This window comes from Streptomyces sp. DH41, assembly GCF_029813785.1.
GTDB lineage: Bacteria > Actinomycetota > Actinomycetes > Streptomycetales > Streptomycetaceae > Streptomyces.
In genome coordinates, this window is record NZ_JARVKY010000005.1 from 94,985 (window position 1) to 118,280 (window position 23,296).

A 23,296-nucleotide genomic window follows, 5' to 3' on the forward strand; every position below is an offset into this window, starting at 1 on the left:
CGCGCCCACCCGTCACGCTCCCGACTGTGACCACACGTGAAAGAAGGGTCGCCCCTTGCTCCCCCCTCAGCCCTCCCCGGTCAGCTTCGAGCACCTGCCGGACGGACTCGGTATCGGTGTCGCCTCCCCCCGGCTGACCTGGACCTTGCCCGCAGGCACCGGCCGCCAGGTGTCGTACGAGCTGGAACTCGAACGCCGTGGCGGCATCCGCCGCACCGGGCGCGTCGACAGCGCCGAGCAGGTCCTCGTGCCGTGGCCCGGCGACCCCCTGACATCCCGGGAACGCGCCACCGTCCGCGTCCGCGTCTGGACCCCCGACGCCGCAGGCCCCTCGGAGTGGAGCACACCGGCAGACGTCGAGGCCGGACTCCTCGACGCCGCCGACTGGCAGGCCGTACCCGTGGGCGCCGACTGGGACGAGGAACCCGAGGGCGAGCGCCGCCCCGCCCGCGTGCGCAAGGACTTCCGTCTCGACCGGCCCATTGCCCGCGCACGCCTCTACGTCACCGCTCACGGCCTGTACGAGGTGGAGATCAACGGACACCGCGTCGGCGACGATGCGCTCGCACCGGGTTGGACCGTCTATCCGCACCGGCTGCGGTACCGCACCCACGACGTCACCGCCCACCTCACCGAGGGCGCCAACACCGTCGGTGCCTGGCTCGGCGACGGCTGGTACCGCGGCAAGTACGGCTTCGACGGCGGCACCCGCAACATCTACGGCACCGACCAGTCCCTCATCGCCCAACTGGAGGTGGAGTACGACGACGGCACCACGCAGGTCGTCGCCACCGACCGAACCTGGGAAGCGGCGCCCGGCCCGATCCTCACCAGCGGCCTGTACGAAGGGGAGACCTTCGACGCCCGCCTGCACGATCCCGCGTGGGCCACACCGTCCGCGGCCGGCACAGGGGACTGGACGCCGGTCCGCACGGGCGCACGAGACGCCGGCACCCTCGTCGCTCCTCTCGGACCGCCCGTACGCTGCACCGAGGAGGTCACCCCGGTCACCGTCACCCGCACCGGCGACGGGCGTCACCTGCTCGACTTCGGGCAGAACCTCGTCGGCCGTCTCCGGGTCACCGTCGACGGACCGGCCGGTACCACCCTCACCCTGCGGCACGCCGAAGTCCTCCAGGACGGCGAGCTGGCCACTCGCCCCCTGCGCGAGGCGACGTCCGTCGACACCCTGATCCTCTCCGGCACGGGACCGCTGACCTGGGAGCCCCGTTTCACCCTGCACGGATTCCGCTACGCCGAGATCGCCGGCTGGCCGGGCGACCTGACGGCGGGGCAGGTGACCGCCCGCGTGTACCACACGGACATGCGCCGCACCGGATGGTTCGAGTGCAGCGACCCGCTAGTCAACCGCCTGCATGAGAACGTCGTGTGGAGCATGCGCGGCAACTTCGTCGACCTGCCCACCGACTGCCCCCAGCGCGACGAACGCCTCGGCTGGACCGGCGACATCCAGGTCTTCGCCCCGACGGCGAGTTTCCTCTACGACTGCGCCGGCCTGCTCGACTCCTGGCTCACCGACGTCGGCATCGAACAGCTCCCGGACGGCACGATCCCCTGGTACGTCCCCGTCATCCCGGGCGAACCGATGTGGACGCCGATCCACCCCGGTGCCGCATGGGGCGACGTCGCCACACTCACTCCCTGGACGCTCTTCCAGCGCTACGGCGACCTGGAACTCCTGCGCCGCCACTACCCCATGGCCAAAGCGTGGGTCGAGCTGGTCGAACGCCTCGCCGGTCCTACGCGCCTGTGGGACACCGGCGTCCAGCTGGGGGACTGGCTCGACCCGGCCGCCCCACCGGACGATCCGGCCGCAGGCCGTACCGACCGCTACCTGGTCGCCACCGCCTACTTCGCCCACTCCGCGCGACATCTCGCCCTGGCCGCAGCGGAGTTGCGGTTCGACGCGGACAGCGAACGGTACGCGGCACTCGCCGCCGAGGTAGCCGACGCATTCCGGCGACGGTACGTCCTGCCCTCGGCCCGCCTCACGAGCGACAGCGCCACCGCGTACGCGATCGCCCTCGCCTTCGACCTGCTCACGCCGCAACAGCGCCGACCGGCTGCCGACCGCCTCGCCGAGATCGTGCTCGCCGACGGCGCGCGCATCTCCACCGGCTTCGTCGGCACCCCGCTCATCTGCGACGCCCTCACCGACAACGGTCACCTCGACGTCGCCTACCAGCTGTTGCTGCAGACCGAGTGCCCCTCCTGGCTCTACACCGTGACCATGGGAGCGACCACGATCTGGGAGCGCTGGGACAGTCTGCGGCCCGACGGCACCCTCAACCCGGGCGGCATGACCAGCTTCAACCACTACGCGCTCGGAGCCGTTGCCGACTGGCTGCACCGGGTGGTCGGCGGTATCAGCGCCACCGCCCCAGGCTACCGCCGGCTTTCCTTCCGCCCCCGTCCGGGCGGCGGCATCAGCTGGGCCCGTGTCCGCCATGACACTCCCTACGGGACGGCCGCACTGTCCTGGGAGCTCACCGCCACTGGCATGACGGCCGACATCACGGTGCCGGAAGGCTGTACGGCCACAGTGGAACTCCCCGGCTGCCCACCCCTCGCCCTCGGGCCGGGCGAACATGTCCTGGACACCGCAGAACTCGGAGCGGCGGCCTGACCGTCTCCCATACGCGAAGAGGGACAGCCCGACGCATCACGCGATGCGTCGGGCTGCTATTTGTCTAGCGAATTCAGATCATCCAGGGCGTCGATGGCGGAGAATTCTATCGGCCCGTTCAATTGAAATTTTAGGGCGCCATTAAAATCCCAAGGAAGGAAACCTGCTGGTGAGGGCCTATTTTAAATACGAGGTCCCGGAGGGTTGACCTTGCATCGGAGGAGGCCATAGTTTCCAGCCTGCTGGGAAGAACTTCGTGGCTGAATACGGCCGTGGCGCTGAGTGCTCACCGTGGGACGCGGCGAGCACTCTGCCGCCGAGAAGTGAAAAAGGGAATGCGATCCCTCGCAGCTCCGCGACCACGCGGCTGCTCCCAGAGCCCCATCGAGCCGGGGCCGGCCGTGACCTGACCCCTCGGCCGGCCTCACCTCCCCCCCCAACCCGCGGCGGCGCTTCGTACTGCCGCCATCCCTCAGTCCGGAGAGCCGCTGTGAACCGACGAACGTTCCTATCCGCCGCAGCCTTCACGGCCCTGGCCGCGAGCATGGCCCCCGCGGTCACCGACCGTGCGGTCGCCGCGCCGCGGTCCGTGGCGCAGGACCGGGCCGCCGCACTGCTCGCCCGCATGACGGCCGGCGAGAAGGAGGCCCTCGTACGCTGCGACTTCGCCGCCGTGGCCCACCTCGGCATCCCTGCCCTCACCATGGTCGACGCCTCTGCAGGGCTGCGCGGCGAGACGGGAGTCACGGCGTTCCCCGTGCCGGTCGCCCAGGCGGCCACCTTCGACGAGACGCTCGCGGGCCGGATCGGGAAGGCCATCGGTACCGAGGGCCGGGCCAAGGGGTACAACAACGCCCTCGGCCCCACCATCGACCTGACCCGCACCTGGCACTTCGGCCGTCAGGCCGAGGCCATGGGCGAGGACCCAGTACTCGCCGGACGGCTGGGCGCCGCCCTCACCGTGGCCATCCAGTCCCAGCACATGGCGGCCACTCTCAAGCACTTCGCCGCCTACACCCAGGAAGTCAACCGCTTCTTCATCGACACCAAGGTGTCCGACAGAGCGCTCCACGAGTACTACCAGGCGCCCTTCCGTCGCGTGATCGCCGCCGCCCCCGCCACCTCGGTGATGATGGCGTACCCGAAGATCAACGGCACGTTCGCGACACGGCACCCCGGCCTGTTCGACGACCTGAAGAAGGGCATGGGCCTCCAGGGCTACACCGTGCCCGACTTCTGGGCCGGAGACGACCAGGTGGCCGCCGCTCGGGCCGGCATGGACCTCGCCGGACTCGGCCCCGGCGGTGTCCAGATCCCGGCTGGTTCCCTCACCGGCGGAGCGATACCGGCCGCGCGGCTCGACGACGCGGCCCGGCGCATCCTCGTCACCATGTTCGCGAACGGCCTCTTCGACCACCCCGTCCCCGCCCCGTCGGGCAACGTCAGCACCCAGGCGCACAAAGACCTCGCGCACGAAGCGGCCGTCGCCTCCACGGTGCTCCTCGCCAACCGCACCGCGGCCCTGCCGCTCACCAGCACGGTGAAGTCGCTCGCCGTCATCGGCCCGGCCGGGTCCGACACCTTCACCGGCGTGTCCGGCTCCACCTACGTCGACCCCGGGACCTGGACCACCCCGCTCGACGCGATCCGGGCCCGCGCCGGAAGCTCCGTCAAGGTCACACACGCCCAGGGAACCAAGGGCGACCTCCCCCTCACCACGGTCCCCTCCACCGTCCTGCGCACCCCGACCGGGGCGGCCGGCCTGACGGCGAGCTACTACGCCAGTGCCGACGGCACCGGCACACCGGTCGCGACCCGCACCGACACCACCGTCGACTTCACCGCCGCCCCCGTCGAGGGCCTGCCACAGGTGTGGTCGGCCAAGTGGACCGGCACGCTGACCCCGACCACCACCGGCCTGCACCGCTTCTCCCTGCTGCCCTCAGGGACGACCACGCTCAAGATCGACGGCAGGACGGTCATCTCCGGCACCCGCCAGATGGCCCGCTTCTTCCTCGGCCCCTACGACTACCCGCTCCAGGGAACCGCCGAACTGACCGCCGGACGCGCCGTCACCGTGGAGATCACCTACAACAACGCCACCGCCGAACCCGGAACGTGCGGCCTGACCTTCGGCTGGCAACCTGAGTCCCTCATCCCCGCCGCCGTGATGGCGGTCCGCGCGGCCGACGCCGCCGTCGTCTTCGTGAACCGGGTCGCCGGCGAGGGCATGGACCACGACGGATACGCGCTGCCCGGCGACCAGGACCAGCTCATCAAGGCCGTGGCCGGCGCCAACCCGCGCACGATCGTCGTCCTCAACACCGACGGCCCCGTCGCCACCCCCTGGCTGAACGACGTGGAGGCCGTGATCCAGACGTGGTACGCGGGCCGCGGTGCCGGCACAGCCATCGCCGCCGTCCTCTTCGGCGACAGCGACCCGGCCGGCCGCCTCCCGGTGACCTTCCCCACCGACGCCACCCAGGGCCCCGGCACCACCCCCGCCACCTACCCGGGCACGAACGGCACCGTCGCCTACGACGAGGAAATCGCCGTCGGCTACCGCTTCTACGACGCCAAGAAGCAGGAACCCCGCTTCCCCTTCGGCCACGGCCTGTCCTACACGACCTTCGCGCACGGCTCCCTGGAAGCCACCTACGACAAGGCCGCCCAGCAGGTCATCATCGAGGTCACCGTGACCAACACCGGACGGCGCGAGGGCACCGAAGTCCTCCAGGTGTACGCCACCCTTCCCGCCTCGGCGGCGGCGGAGCCTCGCCACCTGGTCGCGTTCCAGAAGGTCACCCTCCCCGCGGCCGGCTCCAAGCGGCTGAGCCTGCCGATCCCGGTCCAGGACCTCAGCGTGTGGTCGTCGGGAGCGATGACGCTCACCCCGGGTGCTTACACCTTCGCCACAGCACGGTCGTCCCGCGTTATCACCGCGCAGCGTTCCCTCACGCTCGGCTGACCACCGTCAGACCTCCCGAGTCGTCGGCGGCTCGTGTGACCGCTGCGCGGTCGAGTGAACGTCACACGAGCCGCCACCAGCCGACCCAGCCCTGACACCCCACGCCTCGCTCCAGCCAACCACACAACTCCTTCCCGCCCGGAGTCCGTCCGTGACACGCACCTCACACCTGCTCGGCCTCGCCATCAGCCTGGCGCTCGCAGCCACCACGACGACCGGATGCGGCCCGTTCGGCACCGAACAGGACGGGCCAGTCGAGTTGTCCGTCAGGGCAAGCGCCACTGACAAGTCCGCGATGGACGCTGTCGTCGCCGAGTTCCACCGCCTCACCTCTGACACACACGTCACGGTCGACTACTCCGACGCCGGCGACCTCCAGCAGGAACTCCCGGGCGAGCTCCGCGCGGGTGACGGCCCCGACGTGTTCACCGTCTGGCCCGGCAACGGCAACCCCGCCTCCGTCACCGCGCTGGAGCACGACGGCCTATTGGAGAACCTGAGCCTTCGCCGCTTCAACCTCACGATGCCCACAGGCGTCAAACCGGTCACTGACGTGAACGGCAGCACGTTCGCGGTACCCGTGACCTTCAGCGGCATCGGAACAGTCTTCTCCACGGAAGCACTGGACACCATCGGAGGAGCACCGCCCCGGACCTGGACAGAACTTCTGACCCTCTGCGACAAGGCCCGTGACCACGGCAAGGTCCTCCTCGCCCTGGGCAACGCCACCCCCTGGGTCACCCAACTCATCACCTACGCCCTGGTCGCGACAACCGTCTACGCCGACGAACCGGACTTCGACAGCAACATGGAACTCGGCAAGGAAACCTTCGCCAACTCCGGCTGGCGAACCGCCCTGCACAAGTACATGGAGATGGACGAGCGCGGCTGCTTCAACGCCGACCCACTGGACACGACGTACGAGGAGACACTCGACCAGGTGGCCACGGGCCGGGCCGTGGGAGTCGTCCAGGTCGCGAGCGTACTGTCCGAGCTACGTGCCGCCGCCCCCGGCCTGACACTGCACATGACCGCACTGCCCGCCACAGATGACCCCGACGACACACGGATGCCGGGTGCGGTATCGGCCGCCTATGGCCTCAACCCCGACACTCCACACCGCAAGGAGGCCCTCGCTTTCATCGACTTCCTGGGATCCGATCGCGGACAGAACCTGTACAACCGCTCCGGCGCCACCCTGCCCGCCATCCCGAACGCCTCCTTCACCGTCGACCCCGCGATCAGGGAGGTCGCGGAGCGGCAGAAGGCTGGAACTACCGTTCCCTTCATGGATCAGCGCTGGCCGAACTCCGCCGTGCAGCAGGCACACTTTGCCCAGGTCGAAGCTCTATTCTCCGGGACCACGGACATCGAAGCGGCCCTGGCCGCTCTCGGAAAGGCTTATCGAAAGCGAAATTGACGCAGGCATGAAAAGTATATCTTTGAGAGCCAGTGAGCGGATATCGTCCAGACCTCGTCGCGACTCCGCTCATTCCAGTTCGGCTTCCGATGAAATGTCATGTGACGGTGTGAGGTCCCGTGAGATCTTGGACAGTTTGGTCCCAGAAGATGCTGGACGCCACCGGTAGATGCTACTGAGCTTGAACTCGTGGTGTCGTCTTCGGTGATCAGGGGTTGATGGTCAGTCCCGTCTCGGCAAGGCAGCCGTCTATGAGGTGGTTGCGGTACTGGATGTGGCGGAGACCGCGCCGGATGCGTTGGACGAGGTGTTCGGGGGTGCTGAAGGCGACGTTGGAGAGCCAGCCGCGTCGCAGGAGCGACCAGATGCCTTCGACGGGGTTGAGGTCGGGTGCGTAGGGCGGGAGGTAATAGATGGTGAGCCAGTCCCGGGTTGCCGCCCATTCCCGTAGGTCGGCGGCCTTGTGGACGTTCAGGTTGTCCCAGACGAGCACGATCGGGCCACCGAGTTGCTGGTGTGCTGCGATCAGCAGGTCCCGGTAGTCGCGCCAGGAGAAGCTCTTGCGTCCGTCGCGGTTGCCGTCGTCGTGGCGGGGCCGGTGGCCGGGCTTGTAGCAGGTCAACGCTGCGATGGAGATGCGTCTGCGGGATCGGCCGCGGACTCGTACCACTGGGGTGCGGCCGCGCTGTGACCAGGCCCTGGCCTGCGGCGGCGTCATGGAGAATCCGGCTTCGTCCTCGAAGATCAGCCAGGCTCCACGGGCCGCCGCGAGTCTTCCGCGCAGGGCCACACCTCCTTGACCCACCCGGCGACCGCCTCGTCGTCCCGCTCCATCGCCCGTCGGGCCGGGACCTGGCAGGACCAGCCGTTGCGCACCAGCAGCTTGCGCACGCCCTGGATGGTGTAGGTGAGGTGGAAGCGCCGGCCGATCACCGTCTTCACACGGCTCAGGGTCCAGCGCTGGTCCTCCCAGCCATGGGCGGCCGGCCCCTTGGCCAGCTCCGCCTCCAGCTGGGCGAACTGCCTCTCGTTCAGCCTCGGCAGCGATGCCGGCCCCTGTGACCGCAGAGCCCGTGGGCCGTCCTCGTCCCACTTCCGCCGCCATCGCTGCACCGAGCGGACGCTGACCCGCAAGTCCCCGGCGATCACCGAGCTCGCGTCGCCCTGAGCGAACCTCTCGGCCGCCTTGATCCGTAAGTCTTCGCGGAACTGCTGCCGTTCGGCGGTCAGCCCGCCCCCTTGTGGATACCGCATGCCCCGGTGATACCGCACGGATGTCGAGGTGTCAGCCCCTACGACTCCACGAGTTCAACCTCAGTAAGAAGGTTGTCCAGCCATGGAACGCCTCGGAGGTGGGTGCCTTCGTCGCTGCGATGAAGAGTGACCGCCTGTTCGCGCCGTTGCTGCTGTCCGTGATGGGGCTCCGTCCGGCGGAGGTCTGCGGCCTGCGGTGGTCGGACATCGACCTGGACGCGGCCACGCTCGGCATCACCAACACCCGGACCATGATGGGCAACCGCACGGTGGTGGAGAAGGACACGAAGAGTATGGCGGGGGAGCGTGTGTTGCCGCTCCCGAGCCTCGTACGGGAGGCGCTGAAGACCTTCTGCGCCACGCAGGCAGTGGAACGCCTGGCGGCGGGCGAGGGGTACGAGGGCGGCGGGTATGTGCTCGTGGATGAACTTGGGGGCGCGTTGAACGGTCGGCAGCTCAGAACGCGGGCCTACAAAATAATGGACGCAAACAGCCTTCGCAGGGTTCGTCTGTACGATGCACAGGCGTCTTGCCTCACGTACCTGGCCAACAACGGGGTGCCGGATCACCTGCTCGCCATGTGGGCTGGGCACACCAACGTGAAGACGACGAAGAAGTGGTACGTGAAGCCGGACGTGGCGGACCTGCTTCCAGCGGCGGAGGCATGGGGAGGTCTCGCAGGGGGCGTGTGAAAGATCGTGACAGATGAAGGTGTGAACCCGTGACCGAAGGCAAGACCGAGACGCTGCAATACCGCTTTGACGGGCCAGAACACCTACCAGTCCTGATCCTGGGGCCGTCTCTCGGCACCACATGGCACATGTGGGACCGGCAGGTGCCCGACCTGGCTCAGCAGTGGCGGGTCTTCCGCTTCGACCTGCCCGGGCACGGGGGCGCTCCCGCCTACCCGGCGGGTTCCGTCGCCGAGCTCACCACGCGTCTGCTGGCGACGCTGGACGGACTCGGCGTGCAGCGCTTCGGCTACGCGGGCTGCGCGTTCGGCGGCGCCGTCGGTGTCGAACTGGCCCTGCGCCACCCCGAACGCCTCGCCTCCCTCGCCCTGATCGCCACCTCGCCGCGCTTCGGTACGGCCGACGAGTTCCGCCAGCGCGGCGTGATCGTCCGCACCAACGGGCTCGACCCGATCGCCCGCAGCGCGCCGGAGAGGTGGTTCACCGGAGGGTTCGCCGCCGCCCAGCCCGCCATCACGGAGTGGGCCGTGCAGATGGTGCGGACCACCGACCCCGGCTGCTACATCGCCGCCTGCGAGGCGCTCGCCGCGTTCGACGTCCGGGGCGAACTCGGCCGTGTCGGCGTCCCGACCCTGGTCCTCGTCGGCTCCGACGACCAGGTCACCGGCCCCGCAGAGGCCCGCACCCTGGTCGCCGGTATCCCCGACGCCCGTCTCGCCGTCGTCCCCGGCGCCTCTCACCTCGTCCCGGTCGAGCAGCCGGCGGCCGTCACCGACCTGCTCGTGCGGCACTTCTCCACCGCCTGGCAGACCGCCCACGACGCGTCCACCGGGCAGATCGCCGTCCCGGCCGCCCATGCCATGGCACCAGCGGTTCCCACGGCCCCCGTGGCCTCCACCGCACCCGTCCAACCGGCCCTGGCTCCGGCGCAGGCCGCGTCGCCCATCGCGGAGATCGCCCCGGCCGCCGTACCACCGCAGGCACCGGCTCACGGGCGGCCCGACCCGTACGACGCGGGACTCAAGGTGCGCCGCGAAGTGCTCGGTGACGCGCACGTCGACCAGGCGCTGGCGCAGGCGGACGAGTTCTCGGGGGACTTCCAGGAGCTCCTCACCCGGTACGCGTGGGGCGAGATCTGGGACCGGCCGGGCCTGGACCGGCGCACCCGCAGCTGCGTCACCCTCACCGCTCTCGTCGCCGGCGGCCATCCGGACGAACTCGCGCCCCATCTCCGGGCCGCCCTGCGCAACGGCCTCACCCCGGCCGAGATCAAGGAAGTGCTGCTCCAGGCGGCCGTCTACTGCGGCGTACCGGCCGCGAACGGCGCCTTCCGGGTGGCGCAGCAGGTCATCCGTGAGGAGACCACGCCGCCGGAGTGAGTCCCGCCGAGCCGGAGGCCGGTGTGCGGCGGCAGGATGGAGCCATGAAGCTCACCAAGAAGTCGCACGCCTGCGTCCGCCTCGAAAAGGACGGGCGGACGCTCGTCCTGGACCCCGGCGGATTCAGCGAGGAGGACGCCGCTCTCGGCGCGGACGCCATCCTCGTCACCCACGAGCACCCCGACCACTTCGACGAGCTGCGGCTGCGTGCCGCGATGGAGAACAACCCGGCCGCCGGGATCTGGACGCTGAAGTCGGTCGCGGAGAAGATCTCGGCGGCCTTCCCCGGCCGCGTGCACACGGTCGGCCACGGCGACACCTTCACAGCCGCCGGCTTCGACGTGCAGGTGCACGGCGAGCTGCACGCGGTGATCCACCCGGACATCCCGCGCGTCACCAACGTCGGCTTCCTCGTCGACGGCGGCAAGGTCTTCCACCCCGGCGACGCCCTCACCGTCCCCGACCACCCGGTCGAGACGCTGATGCTCCCCGTCATGGCGCCGTGGAACAAGATCTCCGAGGTCATCGACTACGTCCGGGAGGTGAAGCCGCAGCGCGCCTACGACATCCACGACGCCCTGCTCACCGACCTCGCCCGCCCGATCTACGACCGTCAGATCGGACAGCTGGGCGGCTCGGAGCACCTGCGCCTGACCCCAGGGGACTCCGCTCGGGTGTGAGGCGCGATCCGGCGGGACGGCGGGGCGGGGACCCGGGCCGGGTTGTCAGTGCCGCCGGGTAGGTTGTGGGACATGCGCATCGCGACCTGGAACGTGAACTCGATCACCGCCCGCCTGCCGAGGCTGCTCGCCTGGCTGGAGAGCAGCGGCACCGACGTGCTCTGCCTCCAGGAGGCCAAGGTCGCCGAGGAGCAGTTCCCCTTCGACGAGCTGCGCGAGAAGGGCTACGAGGCGGCGGTGCACGCCACCGGCCGGTGGAACGGCGTGGCGGTGCTCTCCCGAGTCGGCCTCGCCGACGTGGTCAAGGGCCTGCCCGGCGACCCCGGCTACGACGGCGTCGAGGAGCCCCGCGCGATCTCCGCCACCTGCGGCCCGGTCCGCGTCTGGTCGGTGTACGTGCCCAACGGCCGCGAGGTCGAGCACCCCCACTACGCCTACAAGCTCCAGTGGTTCGAGGCGCTGCGCGCGGCCGTCGAGGGTGACGCGACCGGCGGCCGCCCGTTCGCGGTGATGGGCGACTACAACGTCGCCCCGACGGACGACGACGTCCACGACCCCGCCGCCTTCGAAGGCTCCACCCACGTCACCCCCGCCGAGCGTGCCGCCCTCGCCTCCCTGCGCGGCGCCGGGCTGTCCGACGTGGTCCCGCGCCCGCTGAAGTACGACCACCCCTACACCTACTGGGACTACCGTCAGCTCTGCTTCCCCAAGAACCGCGGCATGCGCATCGACCTGGTGTACGGCAACGAGCCCTTCGCCAAGGCGGTCACCGACTCCTACGTCGACCGCGAGGAGCGCAAGGGCAAGGGCGCCTCGGACCACGCGCCGGTCGTCGTGGACCTGGACGTGTAGGCACCCCCGCCTCCCGCCCATCTGGCGCCCCCCTGGCTCCCGCCCTCGCCTCCCGCCTCCGCCCCGAGCGTCTCGCCCTCGCCTCCGCGCTGATTCCGGCTCCTCGCTCGCCGCTCCCGCGTGCCCTGTGGTGCACATGGCGGTATGAATGACAGTCTGTCAGTATGAACATCCCCTTCCTGGGCAGGCGGCGCGAGGACACCCGGGCTCACGACGCCGAGGGCATCGGTGACCTGCTCGCCGACTGCGACCTGCTGCGCTCGCAGGCGGTCCGGGAGGGTGTCCGGCTCGACGACTCCGAGGTCTCGCTGGAGCAGCTCGACCAGATGCTGCCGCGCTGGCGGAGCGACGAGGAGATCCTTGCCTGGCTCGGCAACGACGCCGGTCTGTACCTCGGCACCGTGATCGTGCGCACCGTGCCCGGAGCCGCCTGGTCCATCCGGTCCGACGGGCAGCCCGTCGTCCGCCTCGCCTCCGGCCGGGAGTTCGACGTGGTGGCGTCCGGCCACGCGTGGGCGGAGGACGGCGTGCCCGAGTTGTCGCAGCTGTACGGCGAAGTCGCGGAGGCGTGAACCTCCGGCCCCACGAACGCCGTAAATAGGGCTAATGCCCGAAAGGTGCGTGTCGTTGGGATACCTGCTGCTTGTGCCGATACGTTGCAGTGGTCAGGGCACACGCGACCGCACAGGGGCATACGCAGGGTGCAGCCGGAGATCACTGCTCGCGCGGCGGATCGGACACCACGACGGGGCGTCCGCGGGCGAGCAGAAGGTCAGCTGCGCACCGGGTTCAGGCCCGGTGGGAGTTGCGGGGCGCGGGCGCCGGTGCCGGCAGGGGGCTCGTCGCCGCCCGGGTCACGTCCCCGACGAGCTCGACGACGTCCGGGCCGTACGCCTGCGAGTTGACCACCTTCAGCAGCAGCACGAAGGAGTTGTTGCCGTGCTTGCGGGCCAGCTTCTCGTGGTGACGCGCGAGGTAGCGGGTGGCGGCCTGGTTGGTGATCGCGCGCTGGCCGCAGAACAGGAACGCGGGCCGGGCCTCGCGCCGGTCCCCGGCGGTCAGCCGGGCCAGCAGGACGTACTCGGTGACGCCCGCGTCCATGCGGTAGCGCTCCGCGCCTATCTGGAAGGCGCCGCGGTCCGGGCCCGGTTCCGGATCGATGTTGATCCGCACCCCGGGGAGCATGGCCGCCATGTGGGCCACCATGCGCCGGTTCGACCCGGGACCGCCCACGCAGAACTCCGTGCGCTCGCCGAAGCCCTGATGGACCATGTCCTGCGTGACCAATTGGACGTGCGCGCCGCAGTCCTTGATCAGCGCGGACAGCTCCAGCAGCGCGAAGACGTCGAAGCGGTGGACCGCCGGTTCGGAGGCGGCGGGGTCCCGGTTGACGACCAACAGCGACTCGGAACTGTCCGGCAGCCCGAAGAACGCCTGCTTGCGGCGGAGTCTCCGCTTCCAGAGGTAGGCGCGGACGAACCAGCCCAGCGCGGCGCTGATGCCGGCCGCGACCACGCCGAGGACGATGTTGCGTACGTCGTCAGTCATGGGCGCGCATGCTAGCGGGCGTGGGCGCACCGGCGTTCGACGGGTCGCGGCGAACATGCTCCTGACGCGGCCATGACGATCAACTAAGCTGCCCGAACGGCCCTTCCCTGGAGGTGCGGATGCGTCGCCCTGTCGCACGGAATCTGACGGTCCTGGCGGTCTCGGCCGCCGTGGTGTCGGTGGGGGCGGCGGCGCCACCCGCCGCCCAGAGCAGACCCGCCGCCCCGAAGACCCCGGTCGCCGTCGGCTACGGCGGCGCGGTCGCCAGCGTCGACCCGGACGCCTCGGCCGCCGGTATCGAGGTCCTGCGCAAGGGCGGCAACGCCGTGGACGCCGCCGTCGCCACCGCCGCCGCGCTCGGCGTCACGGAGCCCTACTCGGCCGGCATCGGCGGAGGCGGCTACTTCGTCTACTACGACGCCAAGTCCCGCACGGTACGCACCATCGACGGCCGTGAGACCGCGCCGCTGACCGCCGACGAGAGCCTCTTCACGGAGAACGGCGAGCCGATCGCCTTCGCCGACGCCGTCAGCAGCGGCCTCGCCGTCGGCACCCCGGGCACGCCCGCCACCTGGCAGGCCGCTCTCGACAAGTGGGGCAGCCGGAAGCTCGGCTCCGTGCTCCAGCCCGCCGAGCGGCTGGCCCGGCACGGCTTCACCGTCGACGACACCTTCCGCTCCCAGACCGCCGCCAACGAGCAGCGGTTCCGCTACTTCCCGGACACCGCCGAGCTGTTCCTGCCGGGCGGCGAACTCCCGGTCGTCGGCTCCACGTTCAAGAACCCGGACCTGGCACGCACGTACAAGGAGCTGGCCCGCGAGGGCGTCGGCGCGATCTACCACGGCGAGCTCGGCGAGGACATCGTCGCCACCGTCAACGAGCCGCCCGTCGACCCGGGCTCCGGCTGGAACGCCCGCCCCGGCGACCTGTCCGCCAAGGACCTCGCGGCCTACGAGGCCGAGTTCCAGGCGCCCACCAGGACCTCGTACCGCGGACGGCACGTCTATTCCATCGCGCCCTCCTCCTCCGGAGGCACCACGGTCGGCGAAGCCCTCAACATCCTGGAGCGCACCGACCTGTCCAAGGCGAGCAAGGCCCGCTACCTGCACCGCTTCATCGAGGCGAGCCGCATCGCGTTCGCCGACCGCGGGCGCTGGCTCGGCGACCCGGCCTTCGAGGACGTACCCACGAAGGAACTGCTGTCCCAGCGGTACGCCGACTCGCGCGAGTGCCTGATCAAGGACGACGCGGTGCTCACCAGCCCCCTCGCGCCCGGTGATCCCCGGCACCCCGCCCCCTGCGCGGGCGGCGGCACGGCGGCGCCGACGACGTACGAGGGCGAGAGCACCACGCACCTGACGGTGGCCGACAAATGGGGGAACGTCGTCGCCTACACGCTCACCATCGAGCAGACCGGCGGCAGCGGCATCACCGTGCCCGGCCGCGGCTTCCTGCTCAACAACGAGCTGACGGACTTCTCCTTCGCCCCGGCCAACCCGGCCGTCCACGACCCGAACCTGCCCGGCCCCGGCAAGCGCCCGCGGTCCTCGATCGCGCCGACCATCGTCCTGGACCAGCACCACAGGCCGGTCGTGGCGGTCGGCTCACCCGGCGGCTCCACCATCATCACCACCGTGCTCCAGACGCTCACCGGCGTCATCGACCGCGGACTCCCGCTCGTCGACGCGATCGCCGCCCCGCGCGCCAGCCAGCGCAACACCACCCAGACGGAGCTCGAACCCGGCCTCCACGACAGCGGAGTGCGGGAAGAGCTGGAGGCACTCGGGCACTCCTTCAAGGAGAACCCCGAGATCGGCGCGGCGACCGGAGTACAGCGACTGCCGAACGGCACGTGGCTGGCCGCCGCGGAGAAGGAACGCCGCGGCGGCGGCTCGGCGATGGTCGTACGGCCGGTGCGCTAGCCAGGACTCACAGTTCGGGGACGGGCCGCTCGGGCGTCCGGAACGCCAGCCGCCCGTCCTCGACGTCGACCGTCACCCGGCCGCCCTCCGCGATACGGCCGTCCAGCAGCAGCCGGGACAGCTCGTTGTCGACCTCGCGCTGGATGGTGCGGCGCAGCGGACGCGCGCCGTACTCGGGCTGATAGCCGCGCTCGGCGAGCCAGTCCACGGCCTCGTCGGTGAAGTCGACCGTGATGCCCTGCGCGTGCACCATGCGGCGGGTCTGCTCCAGCAGCAGGCTGGTGATCTGCCGCAGCTGCTCGCCGCTGAGCTGGCGGAAGACGACGATCTCGTCGATGCGGTTGAGGAACTCGGGCCGGAAGTGCTCGCGCAGCGGGCGCAGCACCTGCTCGCGCCGGGCCTCCTCGTCCGCCTCCGACCCGCCGGCGCCGAAGCCGATGCCCGCGCCGCGCCGGGTGATCACGTCGGAGCCCAGGTTGCTGGTCATCACGACGACCGTGTTGCTGAAGTCCACCGTCCGGCCCTGCGAGTCGGTCAGGCGCCCGTCGTCGAGCACCTGGAGCAGGATGTTGAAGACGTCCGGGTGCGCCTTCTCCACCTCGTCCAGCAGGAGCAGCGAGTACGGGTGCCGGCGCACCACCTCGGTGAGCTGACCGGCCTCCTCGTGTCCGACATAGCCGGGCGGGGCGCCGACCAGGCGGCTGACCGTGTGCCGTTCCTGGTACTCGCTCATGTCGAGCCGCACCATCCGCTCCTCGCTGCCGAACAGCGCCTCGGCCAGCGCGCGGGCCAGCTCGGTCTTGCCGACGCCGGTCGGACCGAGGAAGAGGAAGCTGCCGATGGGCCGGTCGGGGCTGGCCAGGCCGGCGCGGGAGCGCAGTACGGCGTCGGCGACGACCCGTACGGCCTCCTCCTGGCCCACCACCCGCTCGTGCAGGTGGGACTCCAGGCCCAGCAGGCGGTCCTTCTCCTCCTGGGTGAGGCTGCTGACCGGGATGCCGGTCAGCCGGGACACCACCTCGGCGATGGACTCGGTGCCGACGACCAGGTTCAGGCCCTCGTCGGCCTCGCCACCGCCGTCGGCCTCGGTGATCCGCTTCTTCAGCTCAACGATCCGGTCGCGCAGCTGGGTGGCCTGCTCGTAACTCTCGTCCGCGACCGCCTGGTCCTTGTCCCGGACCAGCTGGTCGACCTCGCGCTCCATGGCCCGTACGTCCGTGCCCTTGGTGCGGGCCCGCAGCCGCACCCGGGCGCCGGCCTGGTCGATCAGGTCGATGGCCTTGTCCGGCAGCCGGCGGTCGGTGAGGTAGCGGTCGGACATCTCCACGGCCGCCACCAGCGCCTCGTCGGTGTAGCGGACCTGGTGGTGGGCCTCGTAGCGGTCGCGCAGGCCGCGCAGGATCTCGATCGCGTCCGCGGTGGTGGGCTCCGGGACCAGGATCGGCTGGAAGCGGCGGGCGAGGGCCGCGTCCTTCTCGATCCGGCGGTACTCCTCCAGCGTGGTGGCGCCCACGATGTGCAGCTCGCCGCGGGCCAGGGCCGGCTTGAGGATGTTCCCGGCGTCCATCGAACCGCCCTCGCCGCCACCGCCCGCGCCGACGACGGTGTGCAGCTCGTCGATGAAGATGATCAGCTGGTCGGAGTGGGCGCGGATCTCGCCCACGATGTTGTTCATCCGCTCCTCGAAGTCACCCCGGTAGCGGGTGCCGGCGACCACGCCGGTCAGATCCAGCGCGACCACCCGGCGCCCGACCAGCACGTCGGGCACGTCGCCGTCGGTGATGCGCTGCGCCAGCCCCTCCACGACGGCGGTCTTGCCGACCCCCGCGTCGCCGATGAGGACCGGGTTGTTCTTGCCGCGGCGGGAGAGCACCTCCACGGTCTGCTCGATCTCCTCCTCGCGCCCGATCACCGGGTCGATCCGGCCCTGCTGGGCCAGGTCGGTGAGATCGCGGCCGTACTTGTCCAGGGTCGGCGTGTTGGTGGTCCGCGGCCCCTCCGCGCGGGCCTTCGCGGCGTCCGGTGCCTCCGTCGGCAGACCCGAGGGTGCGAACCGGGCGGCGTTCAGGATGTGCCCGGCGGCCGAGTCCGGGTTGGCGGCCAGGGCGCTGAGCACGTGCTCCGGGCCGATGTACCCGGTGCCGGTCGACCGGGCCAGCTCGTGCGCGTCCAGCAGGGCGCGCTTGACGGCCGGGGTCAGGGAGAGCGAGGTCGGAGGCGGCGCCTCACCGGGCGGGTGCTGCACCGGGCCGCTCCGCTCGTCGATCTGCGACGCCATCGAGTCGGGGTCGGCACCGGCCCGGCTGAGCAGGCCACGGGTCGGCTCGGTGGAGAGCGCGGCCCGCAGCAGGTGCTCGGTGTCCAGGTCCCGGCTGCCGTGCTCGGCGGCGTACTGGGCGGCGCCGCGCACCAGCTCCCGGGCGGGCTGGCTGAGCAGCCGCCCGATGTCGATCTGCCTCGGCCTGGGCCCGCCGAAGAAGCGTGCCAGGAATTCCGCGAACGGGTCACCCTCCGGGCCCATGAAGCCGCTGCTCATCGTTTCCGGTCCTCCGCTGCTTCGCTGATCGACGTGCCGGGGCCGGGTAACCCGGGCGGGGTGAGCTCATGCCCAACATGACACGTTCTGTTCCGGCGGGCATGTGCGGGAACCCCGGGCCCCGGCCCGACTCAGAGGCCGTCCCGCGAGGTCAGGACGCGCGGACCGGCCTCGGTGATCGCCACCGTGTGCTCCACGTGCGCCGCCCGGGAGCCGTCGTTCGTGCGCAGGGTCCAGCCGTCCGGGGTGGGGTGGTAGTCGTCCCGGCCGCTGCTGATCAGCATGGGCTCGATGGCGATGACCATGCCGTGCCGCAGGGGGAGTCCGCGTCCCGGCCGGCCCTCGTTGGGGACCCCGGGGTCCTCGTGCATGTGCCGGCCGATGCCGTGTCCGCCGAAGTCCTCCATGATGCCGTAGCCGGCTCCCCGGCACACCGTGCCGATGGCGTGCGCGATGTCGCCGACGCGGTTGCCGACGACGGCCGCGTCGATGCCCGCCGCGAGGGCCCGCTCGGCGGCGTCGATCAGCGTCACGTCCGCGGCGCGCGGGGTGCCCACGACGAAGCTGATGGCCGAGTCGCCGGCCCAGCCGTCCAGCGTCGCGCCGCAGTCGATGGAGACGAGGTCGCCGTCGCGCAGCCGGTAGCCGTCGGGGATGCCGTGCACGATCGCGTCGTTCACCGACGCGCAGATGACGCCCGGGAACGGCGTCGGCGCGAAGGAGGGCCGGTAGCCGAGGAACGGCGAACCGGCGCCCGCCTCCCGCAGCACCTCGCGGGCCACCGCGTCCAGCTCCAGCAGGGACACGCCCACGGCCGCGGCCCGCCGTACGGCGGTCAGGGCGCGCGCGACGACCTGGCCGGCCGCGTGCATGGCGTCGATCGATGAGTCTGTCTTCAGTTCCACCATGCCAATTACTATACCGGTATTTGAATTGGATTCCCGCCGAGGCCCGCGTCACCGGTCTCCTGGTCCGCACACCGGCCCGGTACGGGAAACCGGTATTAGAATGACGGCATGGTACGCACCCCCCTGACCCCCGAAGAGCGTGAACGCGGTGAGCGCCTCGGACGGCTGCTCCGCGTGGCCCGCGGCGACCGGAGCATGACGGAGGTCGCGGCCGAGGCCGGGATCTCCGCCGAGACCCTGCGCAAGATCGAGACCGGCCGGGCGCCCACCCCGGCGTTCTTCACGGTGGCCGCGCTGGCCCGCGCGCTGGGCCTCTCCATGGACGAGCTGGCGGGGTGGTGCGCACTCGCGGGCGTGTGAGCGCCGGACGGCGACGTCCGGCCCAGCCGCACCACCGGCCACTCCACTCACCCGCAGGAGTGCGAAAACCGATCGACACCGCGCCGTGGCGACGATGGTCTTGGCAAGCCCCTCCGGGCAGGCTTACGTTCGACCCTCTACGGCCTGCTCTACGGGCGTAGAGGCTCTGACGTCGTGTCGAAGGAGCAGCTCATGGCCAACGTCGTACGTGCCGCTCTGGTCCAGGCCACCTGGACCGGCGACACCGAGTCCATGGTGGCGAAGCACGAGGAGCACGCCCGCGAGGCGGCCCGCCAGGGGGCCAGGGTCATCGGCTTCCAGGAAGTCTTCAACGCCCCCTACTTCTGCCAGGTCCAGGACCCCGAGCACTACCGCTGGGCCGAGCCCGTGCCCGACGGCCCGACCACCCGCCGTATGCGGGACCTCGCCCGCGAGACCGGCATGGTGATCGTCGTCCCCGTCTTCGAGGTCGAGCAGTCCGGCTTCTACTACAACACCGCGGCCGTGATCGACGCCGACGGCACCGTCCTCGGCACCTACCGCAAGCACCACATCCCGCAGGTGAAGGGCTTCTGGGAGAAGTTCTACTTCCGTCCCGGCAACCTCGGCTGGCCCGTCTTCGACACCGCCGTCGGCAAGGTCGGCGTCTACATCTGCTACGACCGGCACTTCCCCGAGGGCTGGCGGCAACTCGGCCTCGGCGGCGCCCAGCTCGTCTACAACCCCTCCGCAACCCACCGCGGCCTCTCCGCCCACCTGTGGCGGCTCGAACAGCCCGCGGCGGCCGTCGCCAACGAGTACTTCGTCGCCGCGATCAACCGGGTCGGGCAGGAGGAGTACGGGGACAACGACTTCTACGGGACGTCGTACTTCGTCGACCCGCGCGGGCAGTTCGTCGGCGAGACGGCCAGCGACACCGAGGAGGAACTCGTCGTCCGGGACCTCGACTTCGACCTCATCGACGAGGTGCGGCAGCAGTGGGCCTTCTACCGCGACCGCCGCCCCGACGCCTACGAAGGGCTGGTGCGGCCATGACCAGGGACCTGTTCGGCCGGCACCGCGCCGTCCTGCCCGACTGGCTCGCCCTGTACTACGAGGACCCGCTGGAGATCACCCACGGCGAGGGCCGCCGGGTATGGGACGCCGCGGGCAACACGTACCTCGACTTCTTCGGCGGCATCCTCACCACGATGACCGCCCACGCCCTGCCCGAGGTGACCAAGGCGGTGAGCGAGCAGGCCGGGCGGATCATCCACTCCTCGACCCTCTACCTCAACCGGCCGATGGTCGAACTCGCCGAGCGCGTCGCCCAGGTGTCCGCCATCCCGGACGCCCGCGTCTTCTTCACCACCTCCGGCACCGAGGCCAACGACACCGCCCTGCTGCTCGCCACCGCCCACCGGCGCAGCAACACGATCCTGGCGATGCGCAACAGCTACCACGGCCGTTCCTTCAGCTCGGTCGGCATCACCGGCAACCGCGGCTGGTCCCCGACCTCGCTCTCCCCGCTCCAGACGCTCTACGTCCACGGCGGCGTGCGCACCCGGGGCCCCTACGCGCACCTGGACGACCGGGACTTCATCGACGCCTGCGTGGCGGACCTCGAGGACCTCCTCGGCCACACCCGCCCGCCCGCCGCGCTGATCGCCGAACCCGTCCAGGGCGTCGGCGGCTTCACCTCTGGGCCGGACGGCCTGTACGCCGCGTTCCGCGAGGTGCTGCACGAGCGGGGCATCCTGTGGATCGCCGACGAGGTGCAGACCGGCTGGGGCCGCACCGGCGAGCACTTCTGGGGCTGGCAGGCCCACGGGCGCAGCGGCCCGCCGGACATCGTGACCTTCGCCAAGGGCATCGGCAACGGCATGTCCGTCGGCGGCGTGATCGCCCGCGCCGAGATCATGAACTGCCTGGACGCCAACAGCATCTCCACCTTCGGTGGCACCCAGGTCACCATGGCGGCCGGCCTCGCCAACCTCACGTACCTGCTGGAGCACGACCTCCAGGGCAACGCCCGGCGCGTCGGCGGACTGCTCATCGAACGGCTGCGGGCCGTCGCCGCCCGGGTGCCGCACGTACGCGAGGTGCGCGGACGCGGGCTGATGATCGGCGTCGAGCTGGCCCGGCCCGGCACCGACGAGGCAGTCCCCGAGGTGGCGGCCACCGTGCTGGAGGAGGCCCGCGCGGGCGGGCTGCTCATCGGCAAGGGCGGCGGCCACAGCACCAGCGTCCTGCGCATCGCCCCGCCGATGTCGCTCACCGTCGCGGAGGCCGAGGAGGGCGCCGCGATCCTCGAACGCGCTCTGCGGAGCGTCTGACAGCCGTACGCGGGCCGTGCAACGAGCGGAGGAACCGCCGCCATGACCTCCACCTCGGAGAGCCCGAAGGCCTCGGAGACCTCGAGGGCTTCGGGGACCTCGAAGGCTTCGGAGCAGCAGGCCTGGGAGCCCGCCCTCTCGGTCCGCCAGGTCCTCGGCCTGGAGCGGGTGCTCGCCGGGCAGCCCGAGGTGGTGGCCGGCGCGCACCGTCTCGACCGGCCCGTGCGCTGGGTGCACGTCGCCGAGGCGGCCGACGTCGGCGTGATGCTCAGCGGCGGCGAGATGGTGCTCACCACCGGGGTCCTGCTCGCCGGCGACGAGGACAAGCAGGGCGAGTACATCCGCTCCCTGCACCGTGCGGAGGCCGCCGCCGTCGTACTCGGACTCGGCCGCGCCTTCCCCGCCCCGCCGGAGGTGATGCGCCGGGCGGCCGAGCGGTGCGGACTGCCCCTGGTCGTCCTGCACCGGCCCTTCCCCTTCGCCGAACTGACCGAGGAGGTGCAGTCCCGGCTGCTGCGGCGCAAGTTCGCCGCCGTCAGCCTCTCCGAGGCCGTACGCACCGAACTGACCGGCCTGATCACCGCGGGCGCCCCGGTGCAGCGCATCCTCGACGAGGTGGCCCGGCACGCCGGCTGCCCGGTCGTCGTCACCAACCTCGCCCACCGCGTCCTCGCCACGGCGGGGGAGCGGCCCGCGGTCGACGACGTGCTCCGGGACTGGGAGCGCATCGCCCGCCAGGCCGGCGCCGGGACGGCCGACGGCTGGATCCGCGCCGAGCTGAGCGGCCGCGGGGAGCGCTGGGGGCGGCTGGTGCTGTGCGGCTACCGCGGTGACCGGGCGGCCGGCCGGCTGCTCGCCGACCGCGCCGCCGAGGCACTCGTCCTGCACCGCATGCTCGGCGGCGACGGTACACACAACGGGGGCTCCGGGGCCGGTGGGGGCCCCGGAGGCGGCTGGGACTCCTGGGAGGCGCAGTCCGCGCGGAGCCTGCTCACCGACCTGGTCAGCGGTGCCGTACCGGCGCGGCAGCTGCTGCCTCGGGCGCGCGCCGCCGGGCTGCCGGTCAACCGGCGCGTCTTCGTCCCGCTCGTCGTCCACGACCGGGAACCCGCCCGTCTGGACCGGGTGCTGCGGTTGCTGGGTCTGCCGGGGATCGTCGCGGAACTCGCCGACGGCGACAGCGCCGTCCTGCTCAGCCTCGCCCCCGACCAGGACGCCAGGGCGCTGACCGCCCACTTCGCGGCCCGGCTGCGGTCGGAGCCGGATTCCTCGCACACCGTGGTGGCGGCGGCCGACGCCCGCGCCGCCTGGGACGACGTACCCGCCGGCCTGCGCGAGGCCCGGCACGTCGCCGACGCCGTGGCCGACTCCGCCACCGCCCTCGACCCGCCGCCCGTGGTACGCCTGCGCGACATCCACCTGCGCGGACTGGTCCGACTGCTGCGCGACGACCCCCGCGTCCAGTCCTTCGCCGAGCGGGAGCTGGACGGGCTGCTGCGCGGCCCCGACGAGGACCTGCTGTCCGTACTGCGCACCTACCTCGCCACCGGCCGCAACAAGTCCCGCACCGCCCGGCTCCACCACGTCTCCCGCCCCGCCCTCTACCGCCGCCTGGAAGCCATACAGGGCCGTCTAGGTGTGGACCTCGACGACTTCGAGCAGGCCGCCTCCGTCCACATCGCGCTCCTCGCCCACGACGCGCAACAGGGGTGACACCGTGCAATGCCCGACCCCCGCAGACGTGACACCGTGCCACTCAATTCGGCCGTCCGCCCTTCCTAGGCTCGCAGCACACCGAGCGAGTGGAGGCCGAAG

17 protein-coding genes are annotated in these 23,296 nt (G+C 71.2%); 13 read left to right on the top strand and 4 right to left on the bottom strand.

Annotated elements, in window-relative coordinates; all coding sequences use genetic code 11:
* Positions 1–55 precede the first annotated feature (55 nt).
* The 3 genes from QC283_RS11065 to QC283_RS11075 all read left to right on the top strand — a co-directional run bounded on the left by QC283_RS11065 (position 56) and on the right by QC283_RS11075 (position 7,035).
* Complete coding sequence (locus QC283_RS11065) at positions 56–2,647, top strand: alpha-L-rhamnosidase (RefSeq protein ID WP_279561249.1); 2,592 nt, start codon at positions 56–58, stop codon at positions 2,645–2,647.
* A gap of 490 nt (positions 2,648–3,137) precedes the next feature.
* Complete coding sequence (locus QC283_RS11070) at positions 3,138–5,615, top strand: glycoside hydrolase family 3 protein (RefSeq protein WP_279561250.1); 2,478 nt, start codon at positions 3,138–3,140, stop codon at positions 5,613–5,615.
* A 151-nt stretch (positions 5,616–5,766) separates the two neighbouring features.
* Positions 5,767–7,035: an ABC transporter substrate-binding protein gene (locus tag QC283_RS11075; RefSeq protein ID WP_279561251.1), complete on the top strand. Its 1,269-nt coding sequence runs from the start codon at positions 5,767–5,769 to the stop codon at positions 7,033–7,035.
* A gap of 208 nt (positions 7,036–7,243) precedes the next feature.
* On the opposite strand, the gene QC283_RS39555 is transcribed toward QC283_RS11075, so the two are convergent.
* A protein-coding gene (locus QC283_RS39555; protein WP_443032585.1) for an IS630 family transposase occupies positions 7,244–8,289 on the bottom strand; the annotation gives its coding sequence in 2 pieces (ribosomal slippage) (positions 7,244–7,843 and positions 7,846–8,289; 1,044 coding nt in all).
* Positions 8,290–8,387: 98 nt separating this feature from the next.
* On the opposite strand from QC283_RS39555, the gene QC283_RS11090 reads away from it, so the two are divergent.
* From QC283_RS11090 to QC283_RS11110, 5 genes are all read left to right on the top strand, one after another.
* On the top strand, positions 8,388–8,981 hold the full coding sequence (locus tag QC283_RS11090; protein WP_279561253.1) for a site-specific integrase: 594 nt from the start codon (positions 8,388–8,390) through the stop codon (positions 8,979–8,981).
* Between the two features lie 29 nt (positions 8,982–9,010).
* On the top strand, positions 9,011–10,360 hold the full coding sequence (pcaDC, locus tag QC283_RS11095) for a bifunctional 3-oxoadipate enol-lactonase/4-carboxymuconolactone decarboxylase PcaDC (protein WP_279561254.1): 1,350 nt from the start codon (positions 9,011–9,013) through the stop codon (positions 10,358–10,360).
* A gap of 44 nt (positions 10,361–10,404) precedes the next feature.
* On the top strand, positions 10,405–11,040 hold the full coding sequence (locus QC283_RS11100; protein WP_279561255.1) for an MBL fold metallo-hydrolase: 636 nt from the start codon (positions 10,405–10,407) through the stop codon (positions 11,038–11,040).
* 72 nt (positions 11,041–11,112) lie between these two features.
* Positions 11,113–11,892: an exodeoxyribonuclease III gene (locus QC283_RS11105; RefSeq protein WP_279561256.1), complete on the top strand. Its 780-nt coding sequence runs from the start codon at positions 11,113–11,115 to the stop codon at positions 11,890–11,892.
* Between the two features lie 164 nt (positions 11,893–12,056).
* The gene (locus QC283_RS11110; protein WP_279561257.1) at positions 12,057–12,464 is read left to right on the top strand and encodes a DUF6278 family protein; all 408 of its coding nucleotides are present in this window, start codon (positions 12,057–12,059) and stop codon (positions 12,462–12,464) included.
* A 217-nt stretch (positions 12,465–12,681) separates the two neighbouring features.
* Here the strand turns inward: QC283_RS11110 and QC283_RS11115 are convergent, their stop codons facing one another.
* Positions 12,682–13,440, bottom strand: coding sequence for a hypothetical protein (locus tag QC283_RS11115; protein WP_279561258.1), 759 nt, complete (start codon positions 13,438–13,440; stop codon positions 12,682–12,684).
* A gap of 119 nt (positions 13,441–13,559) precedes the next feature.
* Here QC283_RS11115 and ggt point away from each other — a divergent pair, with 119 nt between their 5' ends.
* Positions 13,560–15,362: a gamma-glutamyltransferase gene (ggt, locus tag QC283_RS11120; RefSeq protein ID WP_279561259.1), complete on the top strand. Its 1,803-nt coding sequence runs from the start codon at positions 13,560–13,562 to the stop codon at positions 15,360–15,362.
* Between the two features lie 7 nt (positions 15,363–15,369).
* On the opposite strand, the gene QC283_RS11125 is transcribed toward ggt, so the two are convergent.
* A complete protein-coding gene (locus QC283_RS11125; protein WP_279561260.1) occupies positions 15,370–17,898 on the bottom strand; it encodes an ATP-dependent Clp protease ATP-binding subunit in 2,529 nt (842 codons plus the stop codon).
* A 131-nt stretch (positions 17,899–18,029) separates the two neighbouring features.
* A complete protein-coding gene (map, locus tag QC283_RS11130) occupies positions 18,030–18,806 on the bottom strand; it encodes a type I methionyl aminopeptidase (RefSeq protein ID WP_279561261.1) in 777 nt (258 codons plus the stop codon).
* A 108-nt stretch (positions 18,807–18,914) separates the two neighbouring features.
* Here map and QC283_RS11135 point away from each other — a divergent pair, with 108 nt between their 5' ends.
* The 4 genes from QC283_RS11135 (at position 18,915) to QC283_RS11150 (ending at position 23,194) form a co-directional block, all read left to right on the top strand.
* A complete protein-coding gene (locus QC283_RS11135) occupies positions 18,915–19,166 on the top strand; it encodes a helix-turn-helix domain-containing protein (RefSeq protein ID WP_279561262.1) in 252 nt (83 codons plus the stop codon).
* Between the two features lie 192 nt (positions 19,167–19,358).
* The gene (locus QC283_RS11140; protein WP_279561263.1) at positions 19,359–20,201 is read left to right on the top strand and encodes a nitrilase-related carbon-nitrogen hydrolase; all 843 of its coding nucleotides are present in this window, start codon (positions 19,359–19,361) and stop codon (positions 20,199–20,201) included.
* Positions 20,198–21,481, top strand: a complete 1,284-nt coding sequence (locus tag QC283_RS11145) for an aspartate aminotransferase family protein (RefSeq protein WP_279561264.1) — start codon at positions 20,198–20,200, stop codon at positions 21,479–21,481. The genes QC283_RS11140 and QC283_RS11145 overlap by 4 nt, the downstream gene beginning before the upstream one ends.
* Positions 21,482–21,523: 42 nt before the next feature.
* Complete coding sequence (locus QC283_RS11150) at positions 21,524–23,194, top strand: PucR family transcriptional regulator (RefSeq protein ID WP_279561265.1); 1,671 nt, start codon at positions 21,524–21,526, stop codon at positions 23,192–23,194.
* Positions 23,195–23,296 lie beyond the last annotated feature (102 nt).

What these genes read in the sequence shown, in the direction of transcription:
- QC283_RS11115 (WP_279561258.1), bottom strand. Translation starts at nt 13,440, where the DNA reads ATGACTGACGACGTACGCAACATCGTCCTCGGCGTGGTCGCGGCCGGC.
- QC283_RS11150 (WP_279561265.1), top strand. Translation starts at nt 21,524, where the DNA reads ATGACCTCCACCTCGGAGAGCCCGAAGGCCTCGGAGACCTCGAGGGCT.
- ggt (WP_279561259.1), top strand. Translation starts at nt 13,560, where the DNA reads ATGCGTCGCCCTGTCGCACGGAATCTGACGGTCCTGGCGGTCTCGGCC.
- QC283_RS11135 (WP_279561262.1), top strand. Translation starts at nt 18,915, where the DNA reads ATGGTACGCACCCCCCTGACCCCCGAAGAGCGTGAACGCGGTGAGCGC.
- QC283_RS11140 (WP_279561263.1), top strand. Translation starts at nt 19,359, where the DNA reads ATGGCCAACGTCGTACGTGCCGCTCTGGTCCAGGCCACCTGGACCGGC.
- QC283_RS11110 (WP_279561257.1), top strand. Translation starts at nt 12,057, where the DNA reads ATGAACATCCCCTTCCTGGGCAGGCGGCGCGAGGACACCCGGGCTCAC.
- map (WP_279561261.1), bottom strand. Translation starts at nt 18,806, where the DNA reads ATGGTGGAACTGAAGACAGACTCATCGATCGACGCCATGCACGCGGCC.
- QC283_RS11145 (WP_279561264.1), top strand. Translation starts at nt 20,198, where the DNA reads ATGACCAGGGACCTGTTCGGCCGGCACCGCGCCGTCCTGCCCGACTGG.
- QC283_RS11100 (WP_279561255.1), top strand. Translation starts at nt 10,405, where the DNA reads ATGAAGCTCACCAAGAAGTCGCACGCCTGCGTCCGCCTCGAAAAGGAC.
- QC283_RS11105 (WP_279561256.1), top strand. Translation starts at nt 11,113, where the DNA reads ATGCGCATCGCGACCTGGAACGTGAACTCGATCACCGCCCGCCTGCCG.
- QC283_RS11125 (WP_279561260.1), bottom strand. Translation starts at nt 17,898, where the DNA reads ATGAGCAGCGGCTTCATGGGCCCGGAGGGTGACCCGTTCGCGGAATTC.